This window comes from Microbacterium sp. NPDC055665, assembly GCF_053618035.1.
Genome location: NZ_JBSHGY010000014.1, coordinates 1 through 25,416 on the forward strand (window position 1 = coordinate 1; position 25,416 = coordinate 25,416).

Annotated in this window: 21 protein-coding genes; 11 read left to right on the plus strand and 10 right to left on the minus strand. The window is 70.6% G+C overall.

The genetic code is table 11. From position 1 onward, the window contains the following. Window positions 1-227 precede the first annotated feature (227 nt). The 8 genes from ACWGO6_RS17970 to ACWGO6_RS18005 are packed head-to-tail and all read left to right on the plus strand — an operon-like array spanning window position 228 to window position 9,155. Window positions 228-1,256: an iron-siderophore ABC transporter substrate-binding protein gene (locus tag ACWGO6_RS17970; RefSeq protein WP_452327528.1), complete on the plus strand. Its 1,029-nt coding sequence runs from the start codon at window positions 228-230 to the stop codon at window positions 1,254-1,256. Between the two features lie 33 nt (window positions 1,257-1,289). Next, window positions 1,290-2,339 (plus strand): FecCD family ABC transporter permease, encoded by a 1,050-nt coding sequence (locus ACWGO6_RS17975; RefSeq protein ID WP_452327529.1) that lies wholly within the window; start codon window positions 1,290-1,292, stop codon window positions 2,337-2,339. Beyond that, window positions 2,336-3,418, plus strand: coding sequence for a FecCD family ABC transporter permease (locus ACWGO6_RS17980; protein ID WP_452327530.1), 1,083 nt, complete (start codon window positions 2,336-2,338; stop codon window positions 3,416-3,418). The genes ACWGO6_RS17975 and ACWGO6_RS17980 overlap by 4 nt, the downstream gene beginning before the upstream one ends. Further along, window positions 3,415-4,215: an ABC transporter ATP-binding protein gene (locus ACWGO6_RS17985; RefSeq protein WP_452327531.1), complete on the plus strand. Its 801-nt coding sequence runs from the start codon at window positions 3,415-3,417 to the stop codon at window positions 4,213-4,215. The genes ACWGO6_RS17980 and ACWGO6_RS17985 overlap by 4 nt, the downstream gene beginning before the upstream one ends. Then, window positions 4,205-5,167: a siderophore-interacting protein gene (locus ACWGO6_RS17990; protein ID WP_452327532.1), complete on the plus strand. Its 963-nt coding sequence runs from the start codon at window positions 4,205-4,207 to the stop codon at window positions 5,165-5,167. Before ACWGO6_RS17985 ends, ACWGO6_RS17990 begins: the two co-directional genes overlap by 11 nt. 1 nt (window position 5,168) lies before the next feature. Continuing rightward, window positions 5,169-6,005 carry an ABC transporter ATP-binding protein gene (locus ACWGO6_RS17995; RefSeq protein ID WP_452327533.1) on the plus strand — a complete coding sequence of 279 codons (837 nt, stop codon included), beginning with the start codon at window positions 5,169-5,171 and terminating at the stop codon, window positions 6,003-6,005. Between the two features lie 31 nt (window positions 6,006-6,036). After that, window positions 6,037-7,068: an ABC transporter substrate-binding protein gene (locus ACWGO6_RS18000; protein WP_136041393.1), complete on the plus strand. Its 1,032-nt coding sequence runs from the start codon at window positions 6,037-6,039 to the stop codon at window positions 7,066-7,068. Continuing rightward, complete coding sequence (locus ACWGO6_RS18005; RefSeq protein ID WP_452327534.1) at window positions 7,065-9,155, plus strand: iron ABC transporter permease; 2,091 nt, start codon at window positions 7,065-7,067, stop codon at window positions 9,153-9,155. Before ACWGO6_RS18000 ends, ACWGO6_RS18005 begins: the two co-directional genes overlap by 4 nt. A gap of 68 nt (window positions 9,156-9,223) precedes the next feature. On the opposite strand, the gene ACWGO6_RS18010 is transcribed toward ACWGO6_RS18005, so the two are convergent. Further along, window positions 9,224-10,066 carry an alpha/beta fold hydrolase gene (locus ACWGO6_RS18010; protein WP_167632805.1) on the minus strand — a complete coding sequence of 281 codons (843 nt, stop codon included), beginning with the start codon at window positions 10,064-10,066 and terminating at the stop codon, window positions 9,224-9,226. Window positions 10,067-10,162: 96 nt separating this feature from the next. On the opposite strand from ACWGO6_RS18010, the gene ACWGO6_RS18015 reads away from it, so the two are divergent. Together ACWGO6_RS18015 and ACWGO6_RS18020 are read left to right on the plus strand one after the other, a co-directional pair. Beyond that, a complete protein-coding gene (locus tag ACWGO6_RS18015) occupies window positions 10,163-10,729 on the plus strand; it encodes a TetR/AcrR family transcriptional regulator (protein WP_452327535.1) in 567 nt (188 codons plus the stop codon). Between the two features lie 211 nt (window positions 10,730-10,940). Continuing rightward, a complete protein-coding gene (locus ACWGO6_RS18020) occupies window positions 10,941-11,744 on the plus strand; it encodes a tryptophan-rich sensory protein (protein ID WP_452327536.1) in 804 nt (267 codons plus the stop codon). Here the strand turns inward: ACWGO6_RS18020 and ACWGO6_RS18025 are convergent. From ACWGO6_RS18025 to ACWGO6_RS18060, 8 genes are all read right to left on the minus strand, one after another. Continuing rightward, window positions 11,726-12,397, minus strand: a complete 672-nt coding sequence (locus ACWGO6_RS18025; RefSeq protein ID WP_452327537.1) for a response regulator — start codon at window positions 12,395-12,397, stop codon at window positions 11,726-11,728. The genes ACWGO6_RS18020 and ACWGO6_RS18025 overlap by 19 nt on opposite strands. Beyond that, window positions 12,394-14,955 carry an ATP-binding protein gene (locus ACWGO6_RS18030; RefSeq protein ID WP_136041387.1) on the minus strand — a complete coding sequence of 854 codons (2,562 nt, stop codon included), beginning with the start codon at window positions 14,953-14,955 and terminating at the stop codon, window positions 12,394-12,396. Before ACWGO6_RS18030 ends, ACWGO6_RS18025 begins: the two co-directional genes overlap by 4 nt. Then, window positions 14,952-15,554, minus strand: coding sequence for a potassium-transporting ATPase subunit KdpC (kdpC, locus tag ACWGO6_RS18035; protein ID WP_452327538.1), 603 nt, complete (start codon window positions 15,552-15,554; stop codon window positions 14,952-14,954). Before kdpC ends, ACWGO6_RS18030 begins: the two co-directional genes overlap by 4 nt. A gap of 25 nt (window positions 15,555-15,579) precedes the next feature. Then, window positions 15,580-17,868 carry a potassium-transporting ATPase subunit KdpB gene (gene kdpB, locus ACWGO6_RS18040; protein WP_452327539.1) on the minus strand — a complete coding sequence of 763 codons (2,289 nt, stop codon included), beginning with the start codon at window positions 17,866-17,868 and terminating at the stop codon, window positions 15,580-15,582. 2 nt (window positions 17,869-17,870) lie between these two features. Continuing rightward, window positions 17,871-19,550, minus strand: a complete 1,680-nt coding sequence (kdpA, locus tag ACWGO6_RS18045) for a potassium-transporting ATPase subunit KdpA (protein ID WP_452327540.1) — start codon at window positions 19,548-19,550, stop codon at window positions 17,871-17,873. Continuing rightward, complete coding sequence (locus ACWGO6_RS18050) at window positions 19,550-19,639, minus strand: potassium-transporting ATPase subunit F (protein WP_036303189.1); 90 nt, start codon at window positions 19,637-19,639, stop codon at window positions 19,550-19,552. Before ACWGO6_RS18050 ends, kdpA begins: the two co-directional genes overlap by 1 nt. 263 nt (window positions 19,640-19,902) lie before the next feature. Then, complete coding sequence (locus tag ACWGO6_RS18055; RefSeq protein WP_452327541.1) at window positions 19,903-20,496, minus strand: FMN-binding negative transcriptional regulator; 594 nt, start codon at window positions 20,494-20,496, stop codon at window positions 19,903-19,905. Continuing rightward, window positions 20,496-21,449 (minus strand): DMT family transporter, encoded by a 954-nt coding sequence (locus tag ACWGO6_RS18060; RefSeq protein ID WP_452327542.1) that lies wholly within the window; start codon window positions 21,447-21,449, stop codon window positions 20,496-20,498. Before ACWGO6_RS18060 ends, ACWGO6_RS18055 begins: the two co-directional genes overlap by 1 nt. Between ACWGO6_RS18060 and ACWGO6_RS18065 the strand changes: the two genes are divergently transcribed. Beyond that, the gene (locus ACWGO6_RS18065; RefSeq protein WP_452327543.1) at window positions 21,448-22,851 is read left to right on the plus strand and encodes an aminotransferase-like domain-containing protein; all 1,404 of its coding nucleotides are present in this window, start codon (window positions 21,448-21,450) and stop codon (window positions 22,849-22,851) included. The genes ACWGO6_RS18060 and ACWGO6_RS18065 overlap by 2 nt on opposite strands. Before the next feature lie 201 nt (window positions 22,852-23,052). On the opposite strand, the gene ACWGO6_RS18070 is transcribed toward ACWGO6_RS18065, so the two are convergent. Continuing rightward, entirely contained in the window at window positions 23,053-25,158 is a 2,106-nt protein-coding gene (locus ACWGO6_RS18070; RefSeq protein ID WP_452327544.1) for an APC family permease, read from the minus strand. Window positions 25,159-25,416: the final 258 nt, after the last annotated feature.

Genomic DNA, 25,416 nt, shown 5'->3' on the forward strand with positions numbered 1-25,416 from the left:
GATCCTCACGGATCCGGCCGGCTTTTTCTGTACCCGCAGCTTTCGAATCGCGCGAATGGTCCGATTCGGCGGCGATCTGCGACCATTCGCGCGATTCGAAACGAGGTCTGTGGCGAGGACTCGAAGTGAGGCGGACCTAACCTCCGTGTTAGATTAGGCCAGGCTTACCAAAGGCTGGGCGCACCTCTCGCGCCGCCCCCTCACCCCGAACCCCGAAGGGAACGCCTGTGCGCACCTCTCGAATCCTCGCCATCGGCGCGGCCGCTGCACTCGCCGTCGGCCTGTCCGCCTGCGCGGCCTCCGCCCCGGAATCGACCGAGACCGCCGGCGGCAACCCGGCCTCGGCGGATGCCTTCCCCGTGACGGTGGAGCACGTCTACGGCGAGACCACCATCTCCGAGAAGCCCGAGCGCATCGCGACGGTCGCCTGGGCGAACCACGAGGTGCCGCTGGCCCTCGGCATCGTCCCGGTCGGTATGAGCAAGGTGAGCTGGGGCGACGACGACGGCAACGGCGTGCTGCCCTGGGTCGAGGAGAAGCTCGACGAGCTGGACGCCGAGACGCCGGTGCTCATCGACGAGACCGACGGCATCGACTACGAGGCCGTCGCCGACACCGAACCCGATGTGATCCTCGCCTCGTACTCGGGTCTCACGCAGGAGGAGTACGACACCCTCTCCAAGATCGCACCGGTCATCGCCTACCCCGAGGTCGCCTGGGGCACCTCGGTCGACGACATGGTCGAGATGAACTCGAAGGCACTGGGTCTCGAGGACGAGGGTGAAGCACTGATCGAGGAGCTGCACGCCGACGCGGAGGCCGCTCTCGAGGAGAACAGCATCCTGAAGGACAAGAAGGTCCTGTTCGCCTACCTCGACCCGACCGATCTGAGCCAGATCGGCTACTACACGGCGACGGACACCCGCCCCGGATACCTGCACGACAACCTCGGGCTGCCCTACCCGTCGCTCGTGGAGGACACGGCGGACACCGACAAGTTCGACCTGACGATCAGCGCCGAGGAAGTGGCGAAGTTCGCCGACGTCGACGTGTTCGTCACGTACGGCGACGACTCGCTGATCCCGCAGCTGCAGGCGGACCCGCTGCTGTCGAAGATCCCGGCGATCGCCGAGGGGCGCATCGCGATCCTCCCCAACGCGACGCCGATCGCGGCATCCGCGAACCCGTCGCCGCTGTCGATCCCGTGGGGACTCACCGACTACCTCGCGATGCTGGCCGCGCCGCTGTCGAAGTAATCGTTCGATCCGCATCGGCGGAGTGAATCCCCCGTGACCTCAGCAACCGTCATCGCACCCGCACCGGGCGCCGCAGACCTGCGACGCCCGGTGCTGGTGCGCACCCTCTGGCTGCTCATCGGGGTCGCGGTGCTCGTCATCCTCAGCATCCTGTCGATCTCGTTCGGCGTGCGCGCCGTCTCGTTCGATGACATCGTCGCGGCCCTCGGCGGCCACACCGACACGATCGCCCAGGCCGCGATCGTCAAGCGCATCCCGCGCACCGTGCTCGCCCTCCTCATCGGCGCCGCCCTCGCGCTCTCCGGCGCGACCATGCAGGCCGTGACCCGCAACCCCATCGCCGACCCCGGCATCCTCGGCGTCTCGAACGGGGCTTCGCTCGCCGTCGTGTGCGGCATCGCGTTCTTCGGGCTCAGCAACCCGTATGGACAGATGGGGTTTGCCATCGCCGGAGCCGGGATCGCCGCCGTCTTCGTCTACACGGTCGGCTCGCTCGGACGCGGGGGCGCGACGCCGCTCAAGCTCGCGCTCGCCGGTGCCGCCACGTCGGCCGCCTTCGCGTCGCTCATCAGCGCGGTCATGCTGCCCCGCGTCGACCTGCTCCAGACGTTCCAGTCGTGGCAGATCGGCGGCGTCGGCGGGGCGGAGTGGCCGCGCATCGCCCTCACCGCCCCCGTGCTGGCCATCGGTGCCCTGATCTGCTTCCTCAGCGCGCGCGGCATGAACTCCCTCGCCCTCGGCGACGACATGGCCAAGGGCCTCGGTGAGCACGTGTTCCGCACGCGCATGATCTCGGCGCTCGGCGCGGTGATCCTCGCCGGCGCCGCGACAGCGATCGCCGGACCCATCGGCTTCGTCGGCCTCATCGTCCCGCACATGTGCCGGATGCTGGTGGGCACCGACCACCGCTGGCTGCTGCCGTTCTCGGCCATCGCGGGCGCCGCGCTGCTGACCGCGAGCGACATCATCGGCCGCGTGATCTCGCCGTCGGCGGAGGAGATCCAGGTCGGGATCATCACCGCGATCATCGGCGCCCCCTTCTTCATCTGGATCGTCCGTCGGCAGAAGGTGCGTGAGCTGTGAGCACGACCGAGCACACCGAGCACACCCTCGATCGCGTCGACGAGCCGGCATCCGCCCGCATCGCCCGGATCGTCGCCGGCCGTCGCTCGCGCCACCGCCGACACGCGATCGCGACGATCGTGCTCGGCGTCCTGCTGCTCGTGCTCTTCGCGGTCGCCCTCATGGTGGGCAACACCTTCTACTCGTTGGATGAGGTCATCCGCGTGCTCCTCGGCGAGACCGTCCCCGGAGCCTCCTTCACCGTCGGCGACCTCCGACTGCCGCGCGCGGTGCTCGCGGTCCTCACCGGCATCGGCTTCGGCATGGCGGGCGTGTGCTTCCAGACGATGCTGCGCAACCCGCTCGCCTCGCCCGACATCATCGGCATCTCGAACGGCGCCGGGGCTGCCGCGGTGTTCGGCATCGTCGTGCTGTCGGTGAACGGACCGGTCGTATCGGTGCTCGCCTTCGGCGGTGCCATCGTCACCGCTCTCGCGATCTACCTGCTCTCGATCAAGGGCGGCTTCGCGGGCACGCGCCTGATCCTGATCGGCATCGGCGTCGCCGCGATGCTGCAGAGCGTCATCTCGTACATGCTGTCGCGGGCGGCGAACTGGGACATCCAGACCGCGATGCAGTGGCTGACCGGAAGCCTCAACAACGCGTCGTGGGAGCGGGTGCTGCCGATGGCGATCGCCGCGGCGATCATCGTCCCGCTGATGCTGTCGCAGGGCCGTGCGCTCGGCGCCCTCCAGCTCGGTGACGACTCCGCGGCCGGCCTCGGGATCCGGGTCGATGCCACACGCCTGCTCCTCATCCTCGGCGCCGTCGCGCTGCTCGCGTTCGCCACCGCGGCGACCGGCCCCATCGCGTTCGTCGCGTTCATGGCCGGGCCCATCGCCGCCCGCATCACCGGGCCAGGAGCGAACCTGCTCCTGCCGTCGGCGTTCGTCGGGGCCGTGCTCGTGCTCGGCGGCGACCTGATCGGCCAGTTCGCCTTCGGCACCCGCTATCCGGTCGGCGTCATCACCGGCGTGGTCGGCGCTCCGTACCTGATCTACCTGCTCATCCGCACCAACCGCTCCGGGGGTTCGCTATGACCGTCTCGCACAGCCTGTCCGCCGAAGGCGTGAGCCTGGCGTACGGCGACCGCACCGTCATCGACGGCCTCGACCTGCAGATCGCGCCCGGACGCATCACGACCATCGTGGGCGCGAACGGATGCGGCAAGTCGACGCTGCTGCGCTCGCTCGCCCGCCTGCTCTCGCCGGCCGAGGGGCAGATCGTGCTCGACGGCAAGTCCGTGCACGCCCGCCCCACCAAAGAGGTCGCCCGCATCCTGGGCCTGCTGCCGCAGTCTCCGGTCGCGCCCGAGGGCATCGCGGTGGCGGATCTGGTGGGCCGCGGCCGGCACCCGCACCAGAAGATGCTCGCGCGCTGGAGCACCCACGACTACGAGGTGGTGGCCGACGCCCTCGACGCGACCGGCATCACCGACCTCGCCGACCGCAGCGTCGACGAGCTCTCCGGCGGGCAGCGGCAGCGCGTCTGGATCGCGATGGCCCTCGCGCAGGAGACCGACATCCTGCTGCTCGACGAGCCGACCACGTTCCTCGACGTCGCACACCAGGTCGAGGTGCTCGACCTGCTCACCGACCTGAGCGTCTCGCGCGGCACCACCATCGTCATGGTGCTGCACGACCTCAACCTCGCCGCCCGCTACGCCGACGAGCTGGTGGCCATGAAGGACGGGCGTGTGCACGCGACCGGCGCCCCGCAGGACGTCGTGACCGCCGAGCTCGTCGAAGAGGTCTTCGGCCTCGCCAATCAGATCACCATCGACCCGGTCTCCGGCAAGCCGATGGTCACACCCATCGGGAGGCATCATGTCCGCTGAGACGACCACGACCGAGCGTCCGACCTACATCCTCACCCGCGCCGAGGTGCGGGCCGTCGCTCGGGTCTCGCCCTCGTTCGTGCGGGTGACGTTCGGCGGCGACGATCTGTTCGAGTTCGGCACCCCCGGCGAGGTGTTCGACAGCCGCATCAAGCTGGTCTTCCCGCCGGCATCCGGGGTGCTGCCGGAACTCGACCGGGCCTCGGACAACTGGTGGCAGTCGTTCCTCGCGGTGCCGGAGGAGGAGCGCGGCTCGATGCGCACCTACTCCGTGCGCGAGCTGCGGGTCGACCCCGCCGCGGGCACCGAGGTCGACGTCGACTTCGTGCTGCACCTCGAGCCGGGACTCACCGGGCCGGCGTCGCTGTGGGCGAGCCAGGCCGCGGTCGGGCAGGAGCTGTACCTGGTCGGGCCGCGTCGCGGCGTGGACGTGGATGCGCACGGCGGGGCCGAGTTCGCGCCGGGCACTGCGGCCTCGGTCGTGCTCGCCGGCGACGAGACGGCTGCTCCCGCCATCGCCCGCATCCTGGAGGACGCGCCTCGCGACCTGCGCGGAGTGGCCTTCATCGAGGTGCCGTCGCCCGCCGACATCCTGCGCATCGACGTGCCGGCCGGCGTCGAGGTGCACTGGCTGCCGCGCGACGCGGGCGACCCGCACGGCCTGCGCCTGATCCCCGCGGTGCTCGGCTACCTCGGCGACGCCGACGCGGCGGACGAGATCCGCGTGAAGGACATCGACGGCGAGGATCTGCTCTGGGAGACGCCGGATTACTCCGGTCTCGGCGAGGAGATCGACAGGGCGGATGCGCCGGCCGAGCGCTACTTCTGGATCGCGGGGGAGAGCGGCGTGGTCACCACCCTGCGCCGCCACCTCGTCAAGGACCTCGGCATCGACCGCGGGCAGGTGGCGTTCATGGGCTACTGGCGCCGCGGCGTCGCGATGCGGGGCTGACATGACGACGACAGCGCCCCACGCCCTGCAGGGCGAATCCCTCGTGCTCGGATACGGCCGTGCCCGGGTGGTGCACGACGTCTCGCTCCGCCTCGCGCCCGGACGGGTGACGGCCCTCATCGGCCCCAACGGCAGCGGCAAGTCGACCGTGCTTCGCGCCCTCGCCCGCCTGCACCGCATCGAGGCGGGGAGTGTGCGCATCGGCGGAGACGAGACGCGCGACGCCACCGCCCTCTCGGCGAAGGAGTTCGCCAAGGCCGTCGCGATGCTCTCGCAGTCGCGGCCGCATCCCTCCGGGATCGAGGTGTCCGACGTCGTGGCGTACGGCCGCCACCCGCACCGGGGCCGCTTCTCCGGTGTCAGCGACGCCGACCGCACCGCCGTCGCGCGGGCGCTCGAGCTGACCGGGCTCGCAGCCATGGCCTCCCGCCCCGTCGACCAGCTCTCGGGCGGCGAACTGCAGCGCGTGTGGCTGGCGACCGCGCTGGCGCAGGAGACCAGCGTGCTGCTGCTCGACGAGCCGACGAACCACCTCGACCTGCGGTACCAGGTGGAGACGCTCGACCTGGTGCGCGAGCTCGCCGACGACCACGGCACCGCCCTCGGCGTCGTGCTGCACGACCTCGACCACGCGGCATCCGTCGCCGACGACGTGGTGCTGTTGCACGCCGGTCGGGTGCACGCGGCCGGCACCCCCGCCGAGGTGCTGACGGGCGAGAACCTCTCGCACGTCTACGGCCTGCGCATCGACACCGAGATCGACGACGAGACCGGCCTCGTGCGGGTGCTCCCGCGCGGTCGGCACCACGGTCGGCATCGCACCGCTGCAGCATCCTGAACCCCCTCACCCCTCCCGGAGGAAGAACCGAATGAAGAAGAAGCCCCTCGCCCTGGTCGCCCTCGGCGGCGCACTCGTGATGGCCCTCGCGGGCTGCGGCACCACCCAGGCCCCCGCCGCCTCCGACTCCGATGCCTCGGCCTCGACGAGTGCGGGCTGCGGTGACGACACCACCGCGACCTCGACGGGCGCCGTCTCCGTCACGGACGACCTCGGCCGCACGGTCGAGCTCGACAAGCCCGCCGAGCGGATCGCGGTGCTGGAGTGGCAGCAGATCGAGGATGCGCTGTCGCTGTGCGTCACACCGGTCGCAGTCGCCGACGCCGAGGGCTACAGCACGTGGGTCACCGCGGAAGAGCTCCCCGAGGGCGTGACCGATGTGGGCACCCGCCAGGAGCCGAACCTCGAGACGCTGTTCGGCACCGAGCCCGACCTGGTGATCGTCGAGGTCAGCGCCGCGGACGACCCCATCGTCGCCCAGCTCGAGGCCTACGACGTGCCGGTGCTCGCGACCGTCGGTGCGGATGCCGCCGACCCCATCGCGAAGATGCTCGGCACGCTCGACCTCATCGCCCAGGTGACCGGCCGCGAGGAGCGCGCCGAGGTCGTCGCCGACGAGTTCCAGGCGCACCTCGACTCGGCCTCGGCCGAACTCGCCGATCTCGACCTGCCCACGAAGGAGTTCGTGTTCTTCGACGGCTGGGTCGACGGCGGCAACGTCGCGCTGCGTCCGTTCGGTCAGGGCTCGCTGGTCGGTGAGATCGGCGAGAAGCTCGGTCTCGAGAACGCCTGGACCGGCGAGGTCGACCCCACCTACGGCCTCGGCCAGACCGACGTCGAGGGCATGACGACGGTCGGCGACGCCAGCCTGTTCTACACGGGCACCGAGGACCCCGAGTCGGAGAGCTTCATCGACGCCCTGCAGGACAACCCGGCCTGGACCTCGCTGCCCGCCGTGGCCGATGACCGCCTGACGGCCTTCCCCGCCGGGATCTGGACGTTCGGCGGACCGCGCTCGACCCAGCAGATCATCGACGGCTACGTCGAGGTGCTCTCGAAGTGACGGGTGCCCTTCGCCTCGACGACGCGGCGGCCACGACGGAGTCGGTACGCCCGGCTCCCGCCGTCGCGCCCGGCGAGGCGGAGGGGCGCCGGCCGGGCGCCCTGCTGACGGGCATCGGGGTGCTCGTGGCTCTGGCCGTGGTGCTCTTCGCCGTCGCCTGCTGGCATCTCACGCAGGGCACAAGCGGTGCCGTGTTCGCCGACACCGAGGTGCTGTGGGGGTCGCGGGTTCCGCGCCTCGCGGCAGGCATCGCCGTGGGCGTGGCGCTGGGCGTGGCCGGCATCCTGCTCCAATCGCTCGCCCGCAACGCCCTGGCATCGCCCGACACGCTGGGCGTGACCGCCGGTTCCTACCTCGCGGTCACGGCGCTCGCGGCGTTCGGCATCGCGGTGCCGGTGTGGGCGTCGGGCGCTGTCGCGTTCGCCGGCGGCCTCATCGCCGCGGGGATCGTGCTCGGGCTCGCGGGCGGCGCGGGTTCGTCCACCACGCGGCTGATCCTCGCGGGCACGGCACTGGCCCTCGCGTTCCAGGCCGGCACATCGACCCTGCTGATCCTGTTCGACGAGGAGACGAAGGGCCTGCTCGCCTGGGGAAGCGGCAGCCTGTCGCAGCTCGGCCTGACCGCGTTCCTGCAGGCGGCCCCGGTCGTGGTCGTGGTGACCGCGGCGGCGCTGCTGCTCGCGCGACGGTTCGACATCCTGGCGCTCGGCGACGACACGGCATCGTCCCTGGGCGTGCCGATCCGCTCGACGCGGGCCATCGGCATCCTGCTCGCCGTCACGCTGACCGCGGTATCGGTGACGCTCGCGGGGCCGATGGGCTTCGTCGGACTGTGCGCACCCGTGCTCGCCCGCCTGCTGACGCGGGTGGTGCCGAGCCTGAACCGCCATCTGCTCCTGATCCCGGCCGCCGGGCTGCTCGGCGCGATCGTCGTGATCCTCTCGGATGCTCTGCTGCGGGCGATCATCGGGGCCGAGGCGGCGATCCTCATCCCGACCGGCGTCGCGACGACGCTGCTCGGAGCGATCGTGCTCGTGCTCATGGCGCGGCGCCTGCGTGACGCCGGTCCGACGCGAGAGCCTCCGCGGGTGCGCTTCGGCGTGCGCAGCCGCCTGCGGTTCCGCATCACCATGGTGGTCGTCGTGCTCGGCGTGATCGGGGTGCTGGTCCTCGGCCTGCTCGCCGGGCACACGTGGCTGCTCACCGGCGACATCGCGCTGTGGCTGCAGGGCGAGGCGCCGGCGGCGATCGCCTTCGCGCTGGACGAGCGCGCGCCGCGCATCGTGGCCGCCGTCGTCGCCGGTGGGGCGCTCGCGCTGTCGGGCGCCATCATCCAGGGGGTGAGCCGGAACCCGTTGGCCGACCCGAGCATCCTCGGCGTCACGGGCGGTGGCGGACTCGGTGCGGTGCTCGTGATCACGAGCGCCGTCTCGTCCACCGCGGGCATGATCGCGGGCGCCATCGCCGGGGCGCTGCTGGCCTTCGCGCTCGTGTACCTGCTGTCGTGGCGCGGCGGGTTGAACGCCGACCGGTTCCTGCTGATCGGCATCGGCGTCTCCTACTTCACGGTGTCGCTCACGACGTTCTTCCTGCTGAGGTCGAACCCCTGGGACACCCCGAAGATCTACACCTGGCTGTCGGGCACCACCTACGGCCGCGTGTGGGAGCAGGTGCTGCCGCTGGCGATCGTGCTGGCCATCGCGCTGCCGTTCGTGGTGATGAGCCGTCGCGAGCTCGATGTGCTGTCCCTCGATGAGGACACCCCGCGGCTGGTCGGCATCCGGCTCGAGCCCGTGCGGCTGACGCTGCTGGTTGTGGCGGCGGTGCTCGCGGCGCTCAGCGTGACGGCGATCGGCGTGATCGGCTTCGTGGGGCTCGTCGCTCCGCACGCGGCACGGGCGCTCGTCGGGGCCAGGCACGCCAGGGTGATCCCGGTCGCGGTGCTGCTGGGCGGTCTGCTCGTCGGGGTCGCCGACACGATCGGGCGCACCGTCATCGCCCCGGCGCAGCTTCCGGCCGGACTCGTGGTGGCGCTGATCGGAGCCCCGTACTTCGTCTGGCTGCTCTGGCGCTCGCGCGACGCGTAGCTCGGGCCAGGACGCAGGGACGAGGCCCGGCATCCGTGGGGATGCCGGGCCTCGTCGTCACCGAGGGGTTACTTCGCGAGGAAGTCCTTCAGTGCGGCGTTGACCTCGTCGGCGTGCGTCCAGAGCAGGCCGTGCGGGGCGCCCTCGACCTCGACGTAGTCGGCATCCGGCACTGCCTGGTGGAAGCGGCGGGCGGTCGCGTCGATCGGGAGGATGTTGTCCTTCGTGCCGTGCAGGATCAGGGTGGGCTTCGCCGCGGCACGGACGGCCTCGACGTCGCCACGGAAGTCCTCGATCCAGGCCGAGACGACCGCGTAGGCGGCCACGGGCGCGCTGCCGATCGCGACGTTCCAGCTGCCGGTGACGGCCTGCTCGCTGATGCGCGAGCCGAGGTTCTCGTCGAGGTTGTAGAAGTTCTTGTAGAAGTCGGTGAACCACGCGAAGCGGTCGCCCTTGGCGGCAGCCTCGATGCCGTCGAAGACCTCCTGCGGCACACCCTCCGGGTTGTCGTCGCGCTGCACCAGGAAGGGCTCGAGCGAGGCGAGGAAGGCGAGCTTCGCGACGCGGTCGTGGCCGTACTTGGCGACGTAACGGGCGAGTTCTCCGGTGCCCATCGAGAAGCCGACGAGCACGACGTCGCGCAGGTCGAGGGTCTCGAGCACCGTGTTCAGGTCGGCGGCGAACGTGTCGTAGTCGTAGCCGGCGTTGACCTTGGAGGACCCGCCGAAGCCGCGGCGGTCGTAGGTGATGACGCGGTAGCCCTGGGCGAGGAGTTCGCGGGTCTGACGCTCCCAGCTGTGTCCGTCGAGCGGGTAGCCGTGGATCAGGACGACGGGCTGACCGGAACCCTGGTCTTCGTAGTAAAGCTCGATCGGGGTGCTGTTCTCGTTTCCGACGGTGATGTAGCCCATGATCCTGATCCTTTCGGTTGCGGTGAGAACGACCGTTCTCGCTCGATATGAACAATCTAGAGAACGTTCGTTCTCATGTCAAGTAAACTTCTGGGTATGACCGAAGACGAGGGTCGCGAGCGCATCCTGTCCGCCGCCGAAGAGCTCTACTACCGCAAGGGATACGCGGCCGTGGGCATGGACGAGCTGCGCGCCGCGGCCGGCGTGTCGCTGCGACGCCTCTACGCGCTGTTCCCCGCGAAGACCGACATCGTCACCGCCGTCCTCGCCCGCAAGCACGCCCAGTGGGAGTCCGGACTGTCGGGAGCCGTGACGGATGCCGGCGACGACCCGCGCACACGTCTCCTCACGGTCTACGGGTACCTCGAGAACTGGTTCTGCGCCGACGACTTCCGCGGGTGTGCATTCATCAATGCGTTCGGCGAGCTCGGGGGCACGAACCCCGAGGTCGCGGAGATCGTGCGCACGCACAAGGCGTCGTTCCAGGAGTACATGGCGGGGCTCGTCGCCGACACCGGTGCGCCCGCGGCACTCGCCGCACAGCTGTCGATCCTCGCCGAGGGGGCGCAGAGCACGGCCGCGATCTCGAAGGACCCGTCCGTGGCGGTGCAGGCGCGCGGTGCGGCAGAGGTCTTGATCGACGCGGCCTTCGCCCGGGCCTGAGTCTCGCCCGTCGCTCGGAGCCCGTGCATCCGTCGGGAGAATTCACGGGTGTCGGGGGATCTGACGGGGTTTCTCCCGACAGGTGTGCTTTCTCCCGACGGATGCATGCGTGCGGACGGCGGTCGGGACGTTTTCCTAACTTAGTTAGCGAACCCCTCGGCCGGTGTCAACCCCGATGCGCGGCGGCTCAGCGCGCCGTAGCGTCGCGACCATGGACTCACGTACGAAGGGCATCGGCCGGCAGAGCCTGATCATCGCGGCGGCATCGTTCATGCTGATCGTGGCCGCCGTGGGCGCCGGCGCCTTCGGCGGAGCATCCGTCGACGACCTGCAGGACGGCGCGCTCTCGGCGCAGGGCTCCTACCTCGCGCCCGCCGGCCCCGCATTCTCGATCTGGTCGCTGATCTACCTCGGACTCATCGCCTACACGGTGTGGCAGGCGCTTCCGGCGCAGCGGCAGGATGCTCGGCAGCAGGCAGTGGGCGGATGGATCGCCGCGTCGATGGTGCTGAACGGGCTCTGGCTCGTGACCGCGCGCTATCTGATGCTGTGGCTCACAGTCGTCGTGATCGCCCTGCTGCTGGCCGTGCTCGCACGGGTGATCGTCGTGCTCGGGCGCTTCCCGGCGCGCAACCTCGCCGACCGCATCCTCACAGACGGGGCGAACGGTCTGCACTTCGGCTGGGTGACGATCGCGACGGTCGCGAACACCGCCGCCTGGCTGACGCAGATCGCGCCCGAGAGCTGGGCGCAGGCGGCGGATGCCTGGGCGATCGCCGTGCTGGTGGTCGTGCTCGTGATCGGAGCCGCTGCCGCGTGGGCGACCGGCCGCATCGCCCCCGCACTCGCGACGGCCTGGGGTCTGGCCTGGCTCGCGGTCGGCCGACTCACCGGGGAGCCCGAGAGCACCCCGACGGCGATCACCGCGATCATCGTGGCCGTGCTGCTCGTCGTCGTCGGTGTCGTGGCGGTGCTGCGTCGCGGTGCGCGCACGGCTCAGAGCACGAGCCGGTAGCCCATCCCCGCCTCGGTGAGCAGATGCACCGGAGCCCCCGGCTCCCGCTCGAGCTTCTTGCGCAGCTGCGACATGTACAGCCGCAGGTAGCCCGAGTCGGACACCTGCTCGCTGCCCCAGATCTCCTTCAGCAGATCCTGTCGGGTGACCAGGGCTCCCGGATGCCGTGACAGGTGCTCCAGCATCCGCCACTCGGTCGGCGTCAGGTGCACGCGCGTCCCGGCGCGGGTGACGGTCTTCGTCGCGAGGTCGACCACGACATCGCCGAACGCCACGGTCGACTCCCCGTTCGCCGGCATCGAGCGGCGGGAGAGCGCCCGCAGCCGCGCGAGCAGTTCGTCGACCTGGAAGGGCTTCGTCACGAAGTCGTCCGCTCCGGCATCCAGAGCTTCGACCTTGTCGGCCGACCCGGTGCGGCCGGAGACCACGATGATCGGCACGTTCGTCCACCCGCGCAGGGCCTGGATGACCTCGATGCCGTCGAGACGCGGCATCCCCAGGTCGAGCATGATGAGGTCGGGATGGGTCTGCGCGGCGGCGGCGATCGCGGCGGCGCCGTCTGCCGCCACGACGACCTCGTATCCATGGGCGGCGAGCGTGATCCGCAGCGCCCGCACCATCTGCGGGTCGTCGTCGGCGATGAGGAGCTTCACTCCGTGCCCTCCGTGTCGGGAAGCCCTGCGCCGAGCGGCAGGGAGATGACCATGGTGAGGCCTCCGCCCGGGGTGTCCTCGGGTGTCAGGGTACCGCCCATGCCCTCGGTGAACCCGCGCGACAGGGCGAGTCCGAGACCGAGGCCCGTGGTGTTGTCGGTGTCGCCGAAGCGCTGGAACGGCTGGAAGATACGGTCCCGTCGCTCGGGGGAGATACCGTCGCCGCGGTCGATCACCCGGATCTCGGCGCGATCGCCGAGGGTGCTGGTCGACACGATCACCCGGCTGCCCTCGGGCGCGTGGCGGTGCGCGTTGGCGAGCACGTTCACCAGCACCCGCTGCAGCAGCACCGGGTCGGCGAACACCGGCGGCAGCTCGGGGTCGAGGGCGAGTTCGACGTCGGCCGGGCCCAGCCCGAGCTCGTCGATGGCCGCGAGCACCGTGCCGGCGGCATCCATCCGCGACGAGGAGACCGCGAGCACGCCGGCCTGCACGCGGCTGACGTCGAGCAGGTCGGTGACCAGCGTCGACAGGGTGGCGAGGCTCTCGTCGGCGGTCGCGAGCAGCTCCTGACGATCGGATGCCGACAGCTCGTGCGCACCGCGGAGTCCGCCGATCGCGGCGACCGCCGAGGCCAGCGGGCGCCGCAGATCATGACTCACCGCCGACAGCAGCGCGCTGCGCACCTGGTCGGTCTCGGCCAGCGCTTCCGCTTCGCTCGCGGTCGCCCGCAGGTCGGTGTGCTCGATCGCGGCCGACAGCTGCGCCACGATCGCGTCGAGGAGCCGACGTTCCGGCCCCGCCAGCGGCTCGCCGTTCAGCTCGAGCACCGCGCGCGGGCCGCCCCCGGGGCGGACGCCGACCGGGATGTTCGTGGCGCGGCCGTCGGCGACCGGCTCCCCGTCGCTCGCGAGCACCTCGCCGTCGGGGGAGAGCACGCGCACGCCGCTGAGCCCGAACGCCTCCCTGGTGCGGCTGACCAGGGCCAGCACGGCGTTGTCCCCCCGCAGCACGTTGCCGGCGACCGCGGCGAGCAGCTCGGCCTCGGCGGTGGCGCGCTGCGCGGTGCGGGCGCGTCGGGCGGCCTGGTCGACGATGATGCTCACCAGGATCGCGATGAGCACGTACAGCGCGAGGGCCAGCACATGCAGCGGATGCGCGATCGTGATGGTGAACAGCGGCGCGACGAAGAGGAAGTCGAGCGTGACCCCCGACAGCACCGCCGCGAACACCGCAGGGCGGATGCCGCCGATGAGCGCGACCACGACAACGAGCAGCTGGTACGCGAGCACTTCGGCGGTGATCGACTCGGGGCTGCGGAAGGTGAACATCAGCCACGACAGCAGCGGTCCGAACACGAGGGCGACCGCGAATCCGAGCAGCTGCCGCCGCCACCCCAGTGCCCCGCCGGTCATCCGCGGCAGGGCGAGCCGCCCTCCCGCCGCGGCGTGCGTGACGATGTGCACGTCGATGTCACCCGAGCGGCGGATCACCTCCGACCCGATGCCCGGACCGGTGAGAGCGGCGGCGAGTCGACTGCGACGGCTGACACCGATGACGAGCTGCGTGGCATCCACCCCCTGCGCGAACTCGACCAGGGTGGCAGGGATGTCGTCGCCGACGACCTGGTGGTAGCTGCCGCCGAGCGATTCCACGAGGGTGCGCTGCGCGGCGAGCGCCCCCGGAGTCTCGTTGCGGAGTCCGTCCTGGGCCGAGATGTGCACCGCCAGCAGTTCTCCGCCGGCCGAGCGGGCCGCGATCCGCGCACCGCGACGCAGCAGGGTCTCGCCTTCGGGACCGCCGGTGAGGGCGACGACGACCCGTTCCCTGGCCTGCCAGTTCCCTTCGATCCCCTGCTCGGCTCGGTAGCTGCGCAGGGCGCTGTCGACCTCATCGGCCAGCCAGAGCAGGGCGAGTTCGCGTAGGGCGGTGAGGTTGCCGAGGCGGAAGTAGTTCGACAGTGCGGCGTCGATCCGCTCGGCGGGGTACACCAGCCCCGCGGAGAGCCGGTCCCGCAGCGACTGGGGCGCGAGGTCGACGACCTCGATCTCGTCGGCGGCCCGCACGACGGCATCCGGAATGGTCTCCTGCTGCGCGATGCCGGTGATCTTCTCGACCACGGCGTTGAGCGACTCGATGTGCTGCACGTTGACGGTGGTGACGACGTCGATGCCGGCGGCCAGCAGGTCGTCCACGTCCTGCCAGCGCTTCGGATGCCGCGAGCCCGGGGTGTTCGTGTGTGCGAGTTCGTCGACGAGGGCGATCTCGGGGGCGCGGGCGAGCACCGCGTCGAGGTCGAGTTCGGTCAGGGTGACGCCGCGGTGATCCTCGACGCGGCGGGGCACCTCCGGCAGTCCGACGGTCTGCGCCAGGGTGGCCGCGCGCTCGTGGGTTTCGACGATGGCGATGACGACGTCGTGTCCCTCTTCGCGCAGGCGTCGCCCCTCGGCGAGCATCTCGAACGTCTTGCCGACACCGGGAGCGGCGCCCAGCAGCACGCGCAGGCGGCCGCGTCGGGGGTGTTCCGGTGCCGGGCGCTGCGTCCGATCTGCGCTCATTCGCCCTCCTGGCCGTCCAGCGCGAGGTTGAGTTCGGCGACGTTGATGCGCTCCTCGCCGAGGAATCCCAGATCCCGCCCTTGAATCCTAGACTCCACCAGGTCGCGCACCTCTTGTTCGGGCATGCCGCGTTCCTCGGCCACTCTCGGCACCTGGAGCAGCGCGTAGGCGACGCTGATGTGCGGGTCGAGTCCGGAGCCCGAGGCGGTGACCGCGTCGGCCGGCACCTCGGAGGCATCCACACCCTCGCGCTCCGCGATCGCGGCCTTGCGCTCGGCGATGGACGCGACCAGGTCGGGGTTCTCCGGGCCGAGGTTGCTGCCGCTGGAGCCCGCCCCGTCGTAGCCGTCGCCGGCCGCGGAGGGGCGGGACTGGAAATACTCCGGCAGGGCCTCGCCGTCGGCATCCGTGAAGGACTGACCGATCAGTGCGCTGCCCCTGTCGTCGGGAAGGGGGGAGCCGTTCGCCTGCCCGGCGAGTGCGAGCTGCCCGATGCCCGTGACGAGGAGCGTGTACCCGACGCCGAGGATCAGCGTGAGGACGAGCATCGCGCGGACGGCGACCCCGGTGGTGCGGAGGGCGGTGCGAGTGGAGGACATGAGTGGGTTCCTTTTCCGATCCGGGTCAGAAGCCCGGGATGAGGCTGACGACGAGGTCGATGAGCTTGATGCCGATGAACGGGGCGATCACACCGCCGAGGCCGTAGACCAGCAGGTTGCGCTGCAGGATCTGCGAGGCGCTCGCCGGGCGGTACTTCACTCCGCGCAGGGCCAGCGGGATCAGGAACACGATCACGATCGCGTTGAAGATGATCGCGCTGGTCACGGCGGATGCCGGCGAGTGCAGCTGCATGATGTTGAGCGCGGCGAGCCCGGGGAAGACCCCCATGAACATCGCCGGGATGATGGCGAAGTACTTGGCGACGTCGTTCGCGAGCGAGAACGTGGTGAGCGCGCCACGGGTGATCAGCAGCTGCTTGCCGATGCGCACGATGTCGATCAGCTTGGTCGGGTCGGAGTCGAGGTCGACCATGTTGCCGGCCTCCTTCGCGGCCGAGGTGCCCGTGTTCATCGCGACTCCGACGTCGGCCTGTGCGAGGGCGGGGGCGTCGTTCGTGCCGTCGCCGGTCATCGCGACCAGACGCCCACCCTCCTGCTCGCGCCGGATCAGGGCCAGTTTGTCCTCGGGCGTCGCCTCGGCGAGGAAGTCGTCGACCCCGGCCTCCGCGGCGATGGCCTGGGCGGTCAGCGGGTTGTCGCCCGTGATCATCACCGTGCGGATGCCCATGCTGCGCAGCTCGTCGAACCGCTCGCGCAGCCCGTCCTTGACGATGTCCTTGAGGTGCACGACGCCGAGGATGCGGCCTTCCGTGGCGGGTTCGCCGGACACCTGTCGGGAGTTCGCACGGATGTCGGTCCGTTCCGCGGCGTGTCCGCCGACATCCGTCCGTTCTCCCGACAGGTGGACGGATGCGGCGGGGGCGGATGCGGATGCGGGGGCGGACGCGGCGGGTGTCCGCACGGCTACCACGAGCGGGGTGCCGCCGCTTTCGGCGACGGAGTCCGTGCGGGCGGTGAGCTCCGCATCCTCGGCGTCGAGCCCGAGCCAGGCCCGCACCGCGGAGCCGGCGCCCTTGCGGATCTGCGTGCCGTCGGCGAGGTCGAGCCCCGACATGCGCGTCTGCGCGGTGAAGGGCACGACCACGGCATCCTCCGGAGCGGTCACCCGGATGCCGCGGTCGGCGGCGAGCTCGACGATCGAGGCACCCTCGGGGGTGGGGTCGGCGAGCGAGGACAGCGCCGCGACCCGCAGCAGCTCGTCGGCGTCGACGCCCGGGAGCGGCAGGACCTCGTGTGCGCGGCGGTTGCCGTACGTGATGGTTCCGGTCTTGTCGAGCAACAGGGTCGTGACGTCGCCCGCGGCCTCGACCGCACGCCCCGACATGGCGAGCACGTTGCGCTGCACGAGACGGTCCATGCCGGCGATGCCGATGGCCGAGAGCAGCGCGCCGATGGTGGTCGGGATCAGGCAGACGAGCAGGGCGATGAGCACGGGGATGCTGACGGGCGACGCGGCGTAGGACGCGATCGGGTTGAGGGCCAGCACCACGACCACGAAGATGATCGACAGGCTCGCGAGCAGGATGTTCAGGGCGATCTCGTTCGGGGTGCGCTGGCGGCTGGCACCTTCGACCAGGGCGATCATCCGGTCGACGAAAGTCTCGCCCGGCTTCGAGGTGATGCGCACCACGATCCGGTCCGACAGCACCCGGGTACCGCCGGTGACGGCGCTGCGGTCGCCGCCCGACTCGCGGATCACCGGGGCGCTCTCGCCCGTGATGGCCGACTCGTCGACGGTCGCGATGCCCGCGATGATGTCGCCGTCACCGGGGATCAGCTCACCGGCGGTCACGACCACGACGTCGTCGCGCTGCAGCTCGGCGGAGGAGACCTCGAGCGTCTCGGCGCGCTCGGCGGCGGCATCCGAAGCATGGTCGTACCCGACCACTCGACGGGCCATCGTGCTGGTGCGGGTCTTGCGCAGGCTCGCCGCCTGGGCCTTGCCGCGGCCCTCGGCGACCGACTCGGCGACGTTCGCGAACAGCACGGTGAGCCAGAGCCACACCGCGATGCCCCAGGTGAACGGCGCGGGCACAGGGGTGCCGCCCGAGTCGGCGGGGCCGCCGAGGAACGGTTCGGCGATCGCGAGCACGGTCGCGAACGCGGCGCCGACCCACACCAAGAGCATCACGGGGTTGCGGACGAGGGCTGCGGGGTTCAGCTTGCGCAGGGCGCCGGGCAGGGCCGCCACGAGCTGCGACCAGCCGAAGGAGCGCGACGGCTGCGCGGGGGTGGATGCCCCGGCATCCTGCTGTTCCGACGGTGATTCGGAAGGGGTGGTGATGAGGGTCATGGTCAGACGAGTCCTTCGGCGAGGGGTCCCAGCGCGAGCACGGGGAAGTAGGTGAGGGCGGTCACGACGACCGTCACGGTGAGGAGGAGGCCGACGAACTGCGGCCGGTGGGTGGGCAGGGTGCCCGAGGTGGCGGGGACCCGTTCCTGCGCCGCGAACGATCCGGCGAGGGCCAGGACGAGCACGATGGGCAGGAATCGCCCGAGCAGCATCGCGATGCCGAGCGCGGTGTTGAACCACGGGGTGTTCGCGGTGAGTCCGGCGAAGGCAGAGCCGTTGTTGTTCGCGGCCGAGGTGAACGCGTAGAGCACCTCGCTCATGCCGTGCACGCCCGGGTTCAGGATGCTGGTGGACTCCACGTCCTCCCGGATGCCGGGGATCGCGAAGCTCAGGGCCGTGCCGCCGAGGACGAGCGCCGGGACGACGAGGATGTACAGGCTGGCGAGCTTGATCTCCCGCGGACCGATCCGCTTGCCGAGGTACTCGGGGGTGCGGCCGACCAGGAGTCCGCCGACGAACACGGCGATGATCGCGAGCACGAGCATGCCGTAGAGGCCCGAGCCGACGCCGCCGGGGGCGACCTCGCCGAGCATCATGTTCAGCATCGGCATCATGCCGCCGAGTGCGGTGTACGAGTCGTGCATCGAGTTGACGGCGCCGGTCGAGGTGAGGGTGCTGGCGCTGCCGAACAGCGTGGATCCGAGGATGCCGAACCGCACCTCCTTGCCCTCCATCGCGGCTCCGGCGAGTTCGGGCGCGCTGCCGCGTCCGGCGAGTTCGAGTGCCGAGAGCGCGAACGTCGAGATCAGGAAGATCGTGGCCATGACAGCGGCGATCGCGTAGCCCTGACGGTGGTCGCCGACCATGCGTCCGAAAGTGCGGGGGAGGGAGAACGGGATCACGAGGATCAGCAGCACCTGCAGCAGGTTCGTGAAGCCGGTCGGGTTCTCGAACGGGTGCGCGGAGTTGGCGTTGAAGAAGCCGCCGCCGTTCGTGCCGAGGAGCTTGATCGCCTCCTGTGAAGCGACGGGGCCGCCCGGGATGGTCTGGGTTCCGCCCGACACCGTGGTGACGTCGGTGAAGCCCGCGAAGTTCTGGATCACGCCGCCCGCGAGCAGCGCCACCGCGCCGATCACGGCGATCGGGAGGAGGATGCGGCCGAGGCCGCGGATGAGGTCGACCCAGAAGTTCCCGATGGTCGCCGAGCCCCGGCGCGCGAGGCCGCGGATCAGGGCGATCGCGATGGCGAGGCCGACCGCGGCCGACACGAAGTTCTGCACCGTGAGGCCCGCGAGCTGCACGGTGTAGCCCATGGTCTGCTCGGGCGAGTACGACTGCCAGTTGGTGTTCGCGACGAAGGATGCCGCCGTGTTGAAGGCCAGTCCCTCGGGCACGGCCGGGAGACCGAGCGACTGCGGCAGGAACGCCTGCAGACGCTGCAGCCCGTAGACGAGCAGCAGCCCGACGACGGAGAACGCGAGGACGCTGCGGGCATAGGCGCGCCAGGTCTGCTCGGAGGAGGAGTCGACGCCGATCAGCCGGTAGACGCCGCGCTCGACGCGCAGGTCCTTCGCCGAGGTGTACACCCGGGCGATGTAGTCGCCGAGGGGGCGGTAGAGGAGGACGAGCACGACCACGACGGCCGTGAGCTGCAGGATGCCGAACCAGAGGGCCGCGTCCATCAGAACCGCTCCGGAGCGACGAGGGCGACCACGAGGTAGACGACGGCGGCGACGGCGAGGACGGCCGCGATGATCTCGAAGACGATCATGCGCGGTCCACCGCCTTGGCGACCAGGGAGACGAGGGCGAACAGCGCGAGAGTCAGCGCGATGTAGATGATGTCGAGCACGGATCCGATCCAACCCCCGCGCGCGGGTGGATCCGTCGATCCTCACGCTTCCCCTACGCCCCCGGTGCGGATGCATGCGGGTTGCTCACGGCATCCGGGTCCCTGTTTCCTTCTCGTCGCACTTTCTGTCGCTTTCCCGCGGCGGGCGCGACAGAAAGTGCGACGGGAAGGTGTCGGCAGGGGTCAGACCCGACGCATCTCCGCCGCGAGCGCGCTGTTCGTCTCGGCGAACCGCGCGGTGATGTTCTCGCGCACCTCCGGCGGCTTGTTCTGGCTGAGCTTGGCGCGCGCGTCGAACCGGGTGACGCGCATCCGCAGGCCGACCGTCCCCTTCGCCGCTCGGCGGGTGCCCGGCTCGTCCTCCGACAGATGCCGGCCGTGCTCGCGCCCGTCCTCGAAGTGGTCGGTCAACCGCGTGAGCATGGCGTAGTTCTCCTCCTCGCCGAGGATCTCGGGGGTGCCGTAGAGGTGCGCGGTCACGTGGTTCCACGTCGGCACCAGATCGCCCGGCGCATACAGGCTCGGGGAGACGTAGTCGTGCGGCCCCTGGATGATCACGAGCACTTCGTGCCGACCGAGTTCGTGGAGCTGATCGTCGGGCCGACCGAAGTGGCTGGCGATCACGATGTCGTCCTCGTCCTCGATCAGCAGGGCGGGGTAGTGCGAAGCGACGAGTCCGGTGCTCGCCGGAGAGACGAAGGTCGCCCAGGGGTTGCCGCGGATGAGGCGCTTGACCTCGGCGGGGTCGGTCATCAGGTAGCGGGGGGTGTGGCGCATCAGGACTCCTCTTCTCGGGGCGGTCGGTCGGCTCGGGGGCGGTCTTTCAGGCGGGTGCGCACGGCGAGTGCGGCGCAGAGGATCACGGCGAATCCGCCGACGGCGGTGGCCCAGCCGATCGGCTCGCGGAGCAGGAGGGCGGCCCACGCGATGCTCATCACGGGCTGGACGAGCTGGATCTGGCTCACCTGCGCCATCGGTCCGATCGCGAGCCCGCGGTACCAGGCGAAGAATCCCAGGAACATGCTCACCGCGGCGAGGTAGGCGAAGGCGAGCCACTGCGCGGGGTTCGCCGCTGGTGGCTGCTGGATCGCCGACACCACGGTGAGCACGGCCATGAGGGGAGCGGCGACGACGAGCGCCCACGACACGGTCTGCCAGGAGCCGAGTTCGCGGGCGAGCAGACCCCCCTCCGCGTAGCCGATCGCCGCGGCGAGGACGGCCCCGAACAGCAGCAGGTCGGCAGTGGTGAGGGAGCCGAGTCCGCCGTTCTGCAGAGCCGCGAACACGACGGCGGCGACCGCGCCGAGGATCGCGAAGACCCAGAAGGAGCGGTTCGGGCGCTCGCCGGTTCGGAGCACCACGGCGACGGCGGTCGCGGCGGGGAGCAGTCCGACCACGACGGCGCCGTGACTGGCCGGGGTCGTGGTCATCGCGAACGAGGTGAGCAGCGGGAATCCGGCCACGACACCGCCGGCGACGACGGCCAGTCGCCCCCACTGCGCCCTGGTCGGGATGCGCTGCCGTGTCGCGGTCAGGGCGATGCCCGCGAGGAGGGCCGCGACGACCGCGCGCCCCGCGCCGATGAACAACGGCGAGAGGCCGTCGATGGCGATCCGCGTGAACGGGAGGGTGAACGAGAAGGCGACGACGCCGAGAAGCCCCCACCAGAGGCCGGCGCGCGTCGATAGCACTGTCGATCGCGGAGCGATAACGCTACTCTCTACTTTCATGAGTCAGGATAGCAGTGACCGGATCGTCGCCGGTGTCCGTGCATGGATCACCTCCGCCTCCCCGGGCGCGCGGGTGCCGTCGAACCGTGCGCTGATGGCCGAGTACGGGGCGAGCCCGGTGACCGTGCAGAAGGCGATGCAGCAGCTCGTCCGGCTCGGGCTGGTGGAGTCGCGTCCGGGGGCCGGAACCTTCGTCCGCGCACTCCGCACCGCGCGACCGGCCGACTACGGCTGGCAGACCGCCGCGCTCGGCACGGCCCCGGCGGGACTCGTGGGCCTGTCGTCCACGCAGCGCACGGTCTCCCCCGATGCGATCGGACTCCACTCCGGCTACCCCGCGGTCGAACTGCTGCCGGAGCGGCTGGTGCGACAGTCGCTCGTGCGGGCCGCGCGCACCGATGCGGCGCTGACCCGCTCGCCCGCGGCCGGTCTTCCCGAGCTGCAGGCGTGGTTCGCCGGAGAGCTGGCCTCCACCGCGCCCGCCGGGGTCACGCCCGCGTCGGCGCGCGACGCCCTCATCATCTCGGGCAGTCAGAGCGGGCTGAGCTCGATCTTCCGTGCGGTCGTGGGCCCGGGGCAGCCGCTGCTCGTCGAGTCACCCACCTACTGGGGTGCGCTGCTCGCCGCCGCGCAGGCGGGTGTCGTGCTGGTGCCGATCCCCTCCGGGCCGCAAGGACCCGATCCGGATGACGTGGAGCGGGCGTTCGCGCAGACCGGCGCTCGCGCCTTCTACGCGCAGCCGACGTTCGCCAACCCGACCGGCGCGCAGTGGCCGATCGCGACCGGGGAGGCCGTGCTCGACACCGTCCGCCGACATGGCGCGTTCCTGATCGAGGACGACTGGGCGCACGACCTGGGGATCGATGCCGAGCCGCGCCCGGTCGCCGCATCCGACGACGACGGTCATGTCGTGTACCTGCGCTCACTCACCAAGAGCGCCTCCCCCGCACTGCGCGTCGCGGCCGTGATCGCGCGGGGGCCGGCGCGGGAGCGGATCCTGGCCGACCGCGCGGCCGAGTCCATGTACGTGAGCGGGCTGCTGCAGGCCGCCGTGCTCGACGTGGTCACGCAGCCGGGCTGGCGCACGCACCTGCGCGGGTTCCGCGAGCACCTGCGCGCGCGCCGCGACCTGCTGGTCTCGAGCCTGGCCGAGCACGCTCCGTCTGCGCAGGTCGAGAGCGTTCCGGCGGGTGGCCTGAACCTGTGGGTGCGGCTGCCCGAGGGGACGGATGTCATGCAGGTCGTCCGCGACTGCGAGGTGCGGGGCGTGATCATCTCCCCGGGATCCGAGTGGTTCCCCGCCGAACCCTCCGGCGCGTATGTGCGGCTCAACTACGCGAACGCCGACCCCGCGCGCTTCGCCGAGGCCGCCGGCATCCTCGGTTCGGTGCTCGACGGCTGACGGCTGACGGCTGACGGCTGACGGCTGACTCCGGTCGCACTTTATGTCGGAATTGCGGCGTCAATGCGACATAAAGTGCGACCGGAACGAAGGAGGCGCCGGAACGGAGGAGGCCCGGAACGGAGGAGGACCGGAACGGAGGAGGACCGGAACGGAGGAGGCCCGGAACGGAGGAGGCCCGGAACGGAAGAGGCGGCCGGGTCACTCCTGCGGCGGACCCGCGGGACGATGCGCGCGGCGTCCGCTCACGACCACCGGACGACCTGCACGTTCCTGACCGGGCAGCGGACGGGAGCGGCGACCATAGATGAGCTCAGACGAGTCGAGCAGCCAGGGCACGAGGGTGATCGAGACTCCGTGCACGAGCATCAGCTGATTCGCGAGGCGGCGGGCGCGACGGTTGTGCAGGAACGACTCCCACCAGTGCCCCACGATGTACTGCGGCAGGTACACGGTGACGACGGACGAGCCGTGCTTCTCGCGGTACTGCTTGATGAACTGCGTGACCGGCTGCGCGAACGAGCGGTACGGCGACTCGACGATCACGAGCGGGATGGGCACGAGGTGGTCGGCCCACTCCTGCTGCAACGTCGCGGCATCGTCCGACGCCACGGCCACGTGCACCGCCAGCGTCTTGCCGTGCTTGGCCGCGATCGCATAGTCGATGGCCTTCACGACGGGTTTCTGCAGTCGGTTCACGAGCACGATCGCGAGGTCTCCGGTGGCGCCGAACTTCGTCGTGTCGTCGATCGCGATCTCGTGTTCGACGTCGCGGTAGTACCGCTTCACGCCCAGCATGAGGAACGCGAGGATCGGGATCGCGAAGAACACCAGGTAGGCGCCGTGCGTGAACTTGGTGACGGTCACGATCAGGAGCACGGCCACCGTCATCACCGCGCCGGCGGAGTTGATGATGAGCCCGACTTTCGCCGAGCGGCGGTCGGATGCCGATGCCCCGTCGATGCCGGAGCCGGCTCTGTCCTCGACCGGTCCTCGGAGCACGCGTCGCCAGTGCCGCACCATGCCGATCTGCCCGAGCGAGAACGACACGAACACGCCGATGATGTACAGCTGGATCAGGGTCGTCAGCTTCGCCTGGAACACGACGAGCACCGCGATCGCCGCGATGCCGAGCAGGATCATGCCGTTCGAGAACACGAGGCGGTCGCCGCGGGTGTTGAGCGATTTCGGGGCGTAGCCGTCGCGGGCGAGCACCGCCCCCAGCAGTGGGAAGCCGTTGAAGGCGGTGTTCGCGGCGAGCAGCAGCACGCACGCGGTCGCGGCCTGCACGATGAAGAAGGCGATGCTCCCGCCGCCGAACGTCGCTGAGGCGATCTGCGCCATCAGGCTGGGCTGCGGGTTCGTGCAGTCGAAGCCGATCAGGTCGCACGGGTTCTCGGCGTAGTGCACGCCGGTGATGAGGGCGAGCGCGGTGAGCCCGGCGAACAGACAGGCCGCGATCGACCCCATCAGCACGAGCGTCGACTGGGCGTTGCGCACCTTGGGTGCCCGGAACGCCGGCACCCCGTTCGACACCGCCTCGACGCCGGTGAGGGCGGAGCATCCGCTCGAGAACGCGCGCAGGATCAGCAGGATCACGGCCGCCTGGCTGAGGCTTTCCGCCTGCACGGAGAAGTCGTGGCTCGAGGCGACGGGCGCATCGCCCAGGAACGTGCGGATCAGGCCGGTGACGATCATGATGCCGACCGAGCCGATGAAGACGTACGTCGGAATCGCGAAGACGAGCGAGGCCTCGCGCACCCCGCGCAGGTTCACGACGATGATGAGGATCACGAAGCCGACGGCGAGCTCGACGCGGAACGGGTCGAGGCCGGGCACCGCCGAGATGATGTTGTCGACACCGGATGCGACCGACACGGCCACGGTCAGCACGTAGTCGACCAGGAGCGCTGCGGCGACGATCACCCCGGGGATCTCGCCGAGGTTCTTCGATGCGACCTCGTAGTCGCCACCGCCCGAGGGGTAGGCCTTGATGAGCTGCCGGTAACTGAGCACGACCACGATCAGCAGCACCACGACCGAGATCGCGACGAGCGGGGTGAACGAGAGGAAGGTGAGCCCGCCGATGAGCAGGATCATCACGAGCTCCTGCGGCGCGTAGGCCACCGAGCTCAGCGCATCCGACGCGAAGATCGGCAGCGCCATGCGCTTGGGGAGCAGCTGGTCGTCGACCTGCTGACTCGTCAGGGGTTCCCCGATGATGATGCGCTTCGCGCGCGGCGGCGCGTCCGCGCCTTCCCTGTTTTCGACTGACACGTCCGGCGACACTACGCCCGGCGACGGCATCCTCACGCGATCCTCACGGAATCCCTACGGCCGGATGCGCGACCCTCACGGAATCCTTACGCCCGCGGGAGGAGGACGGTGAGGGGGAGTGGATCACCGTCCCCCGGTCCGAGGGGCACCGCCGCTGCCGAACGGAAGAGCGGTGCACCTCCACACTCTCGGTCCCGGTGTCCCGGGCGCGAGGGGCCGTCGTCCCGAGCACGGGGGAGACCACGCCCGGGCGCCCGACGGCGCCGCCCGTCGAGTCGTGACGCCCGC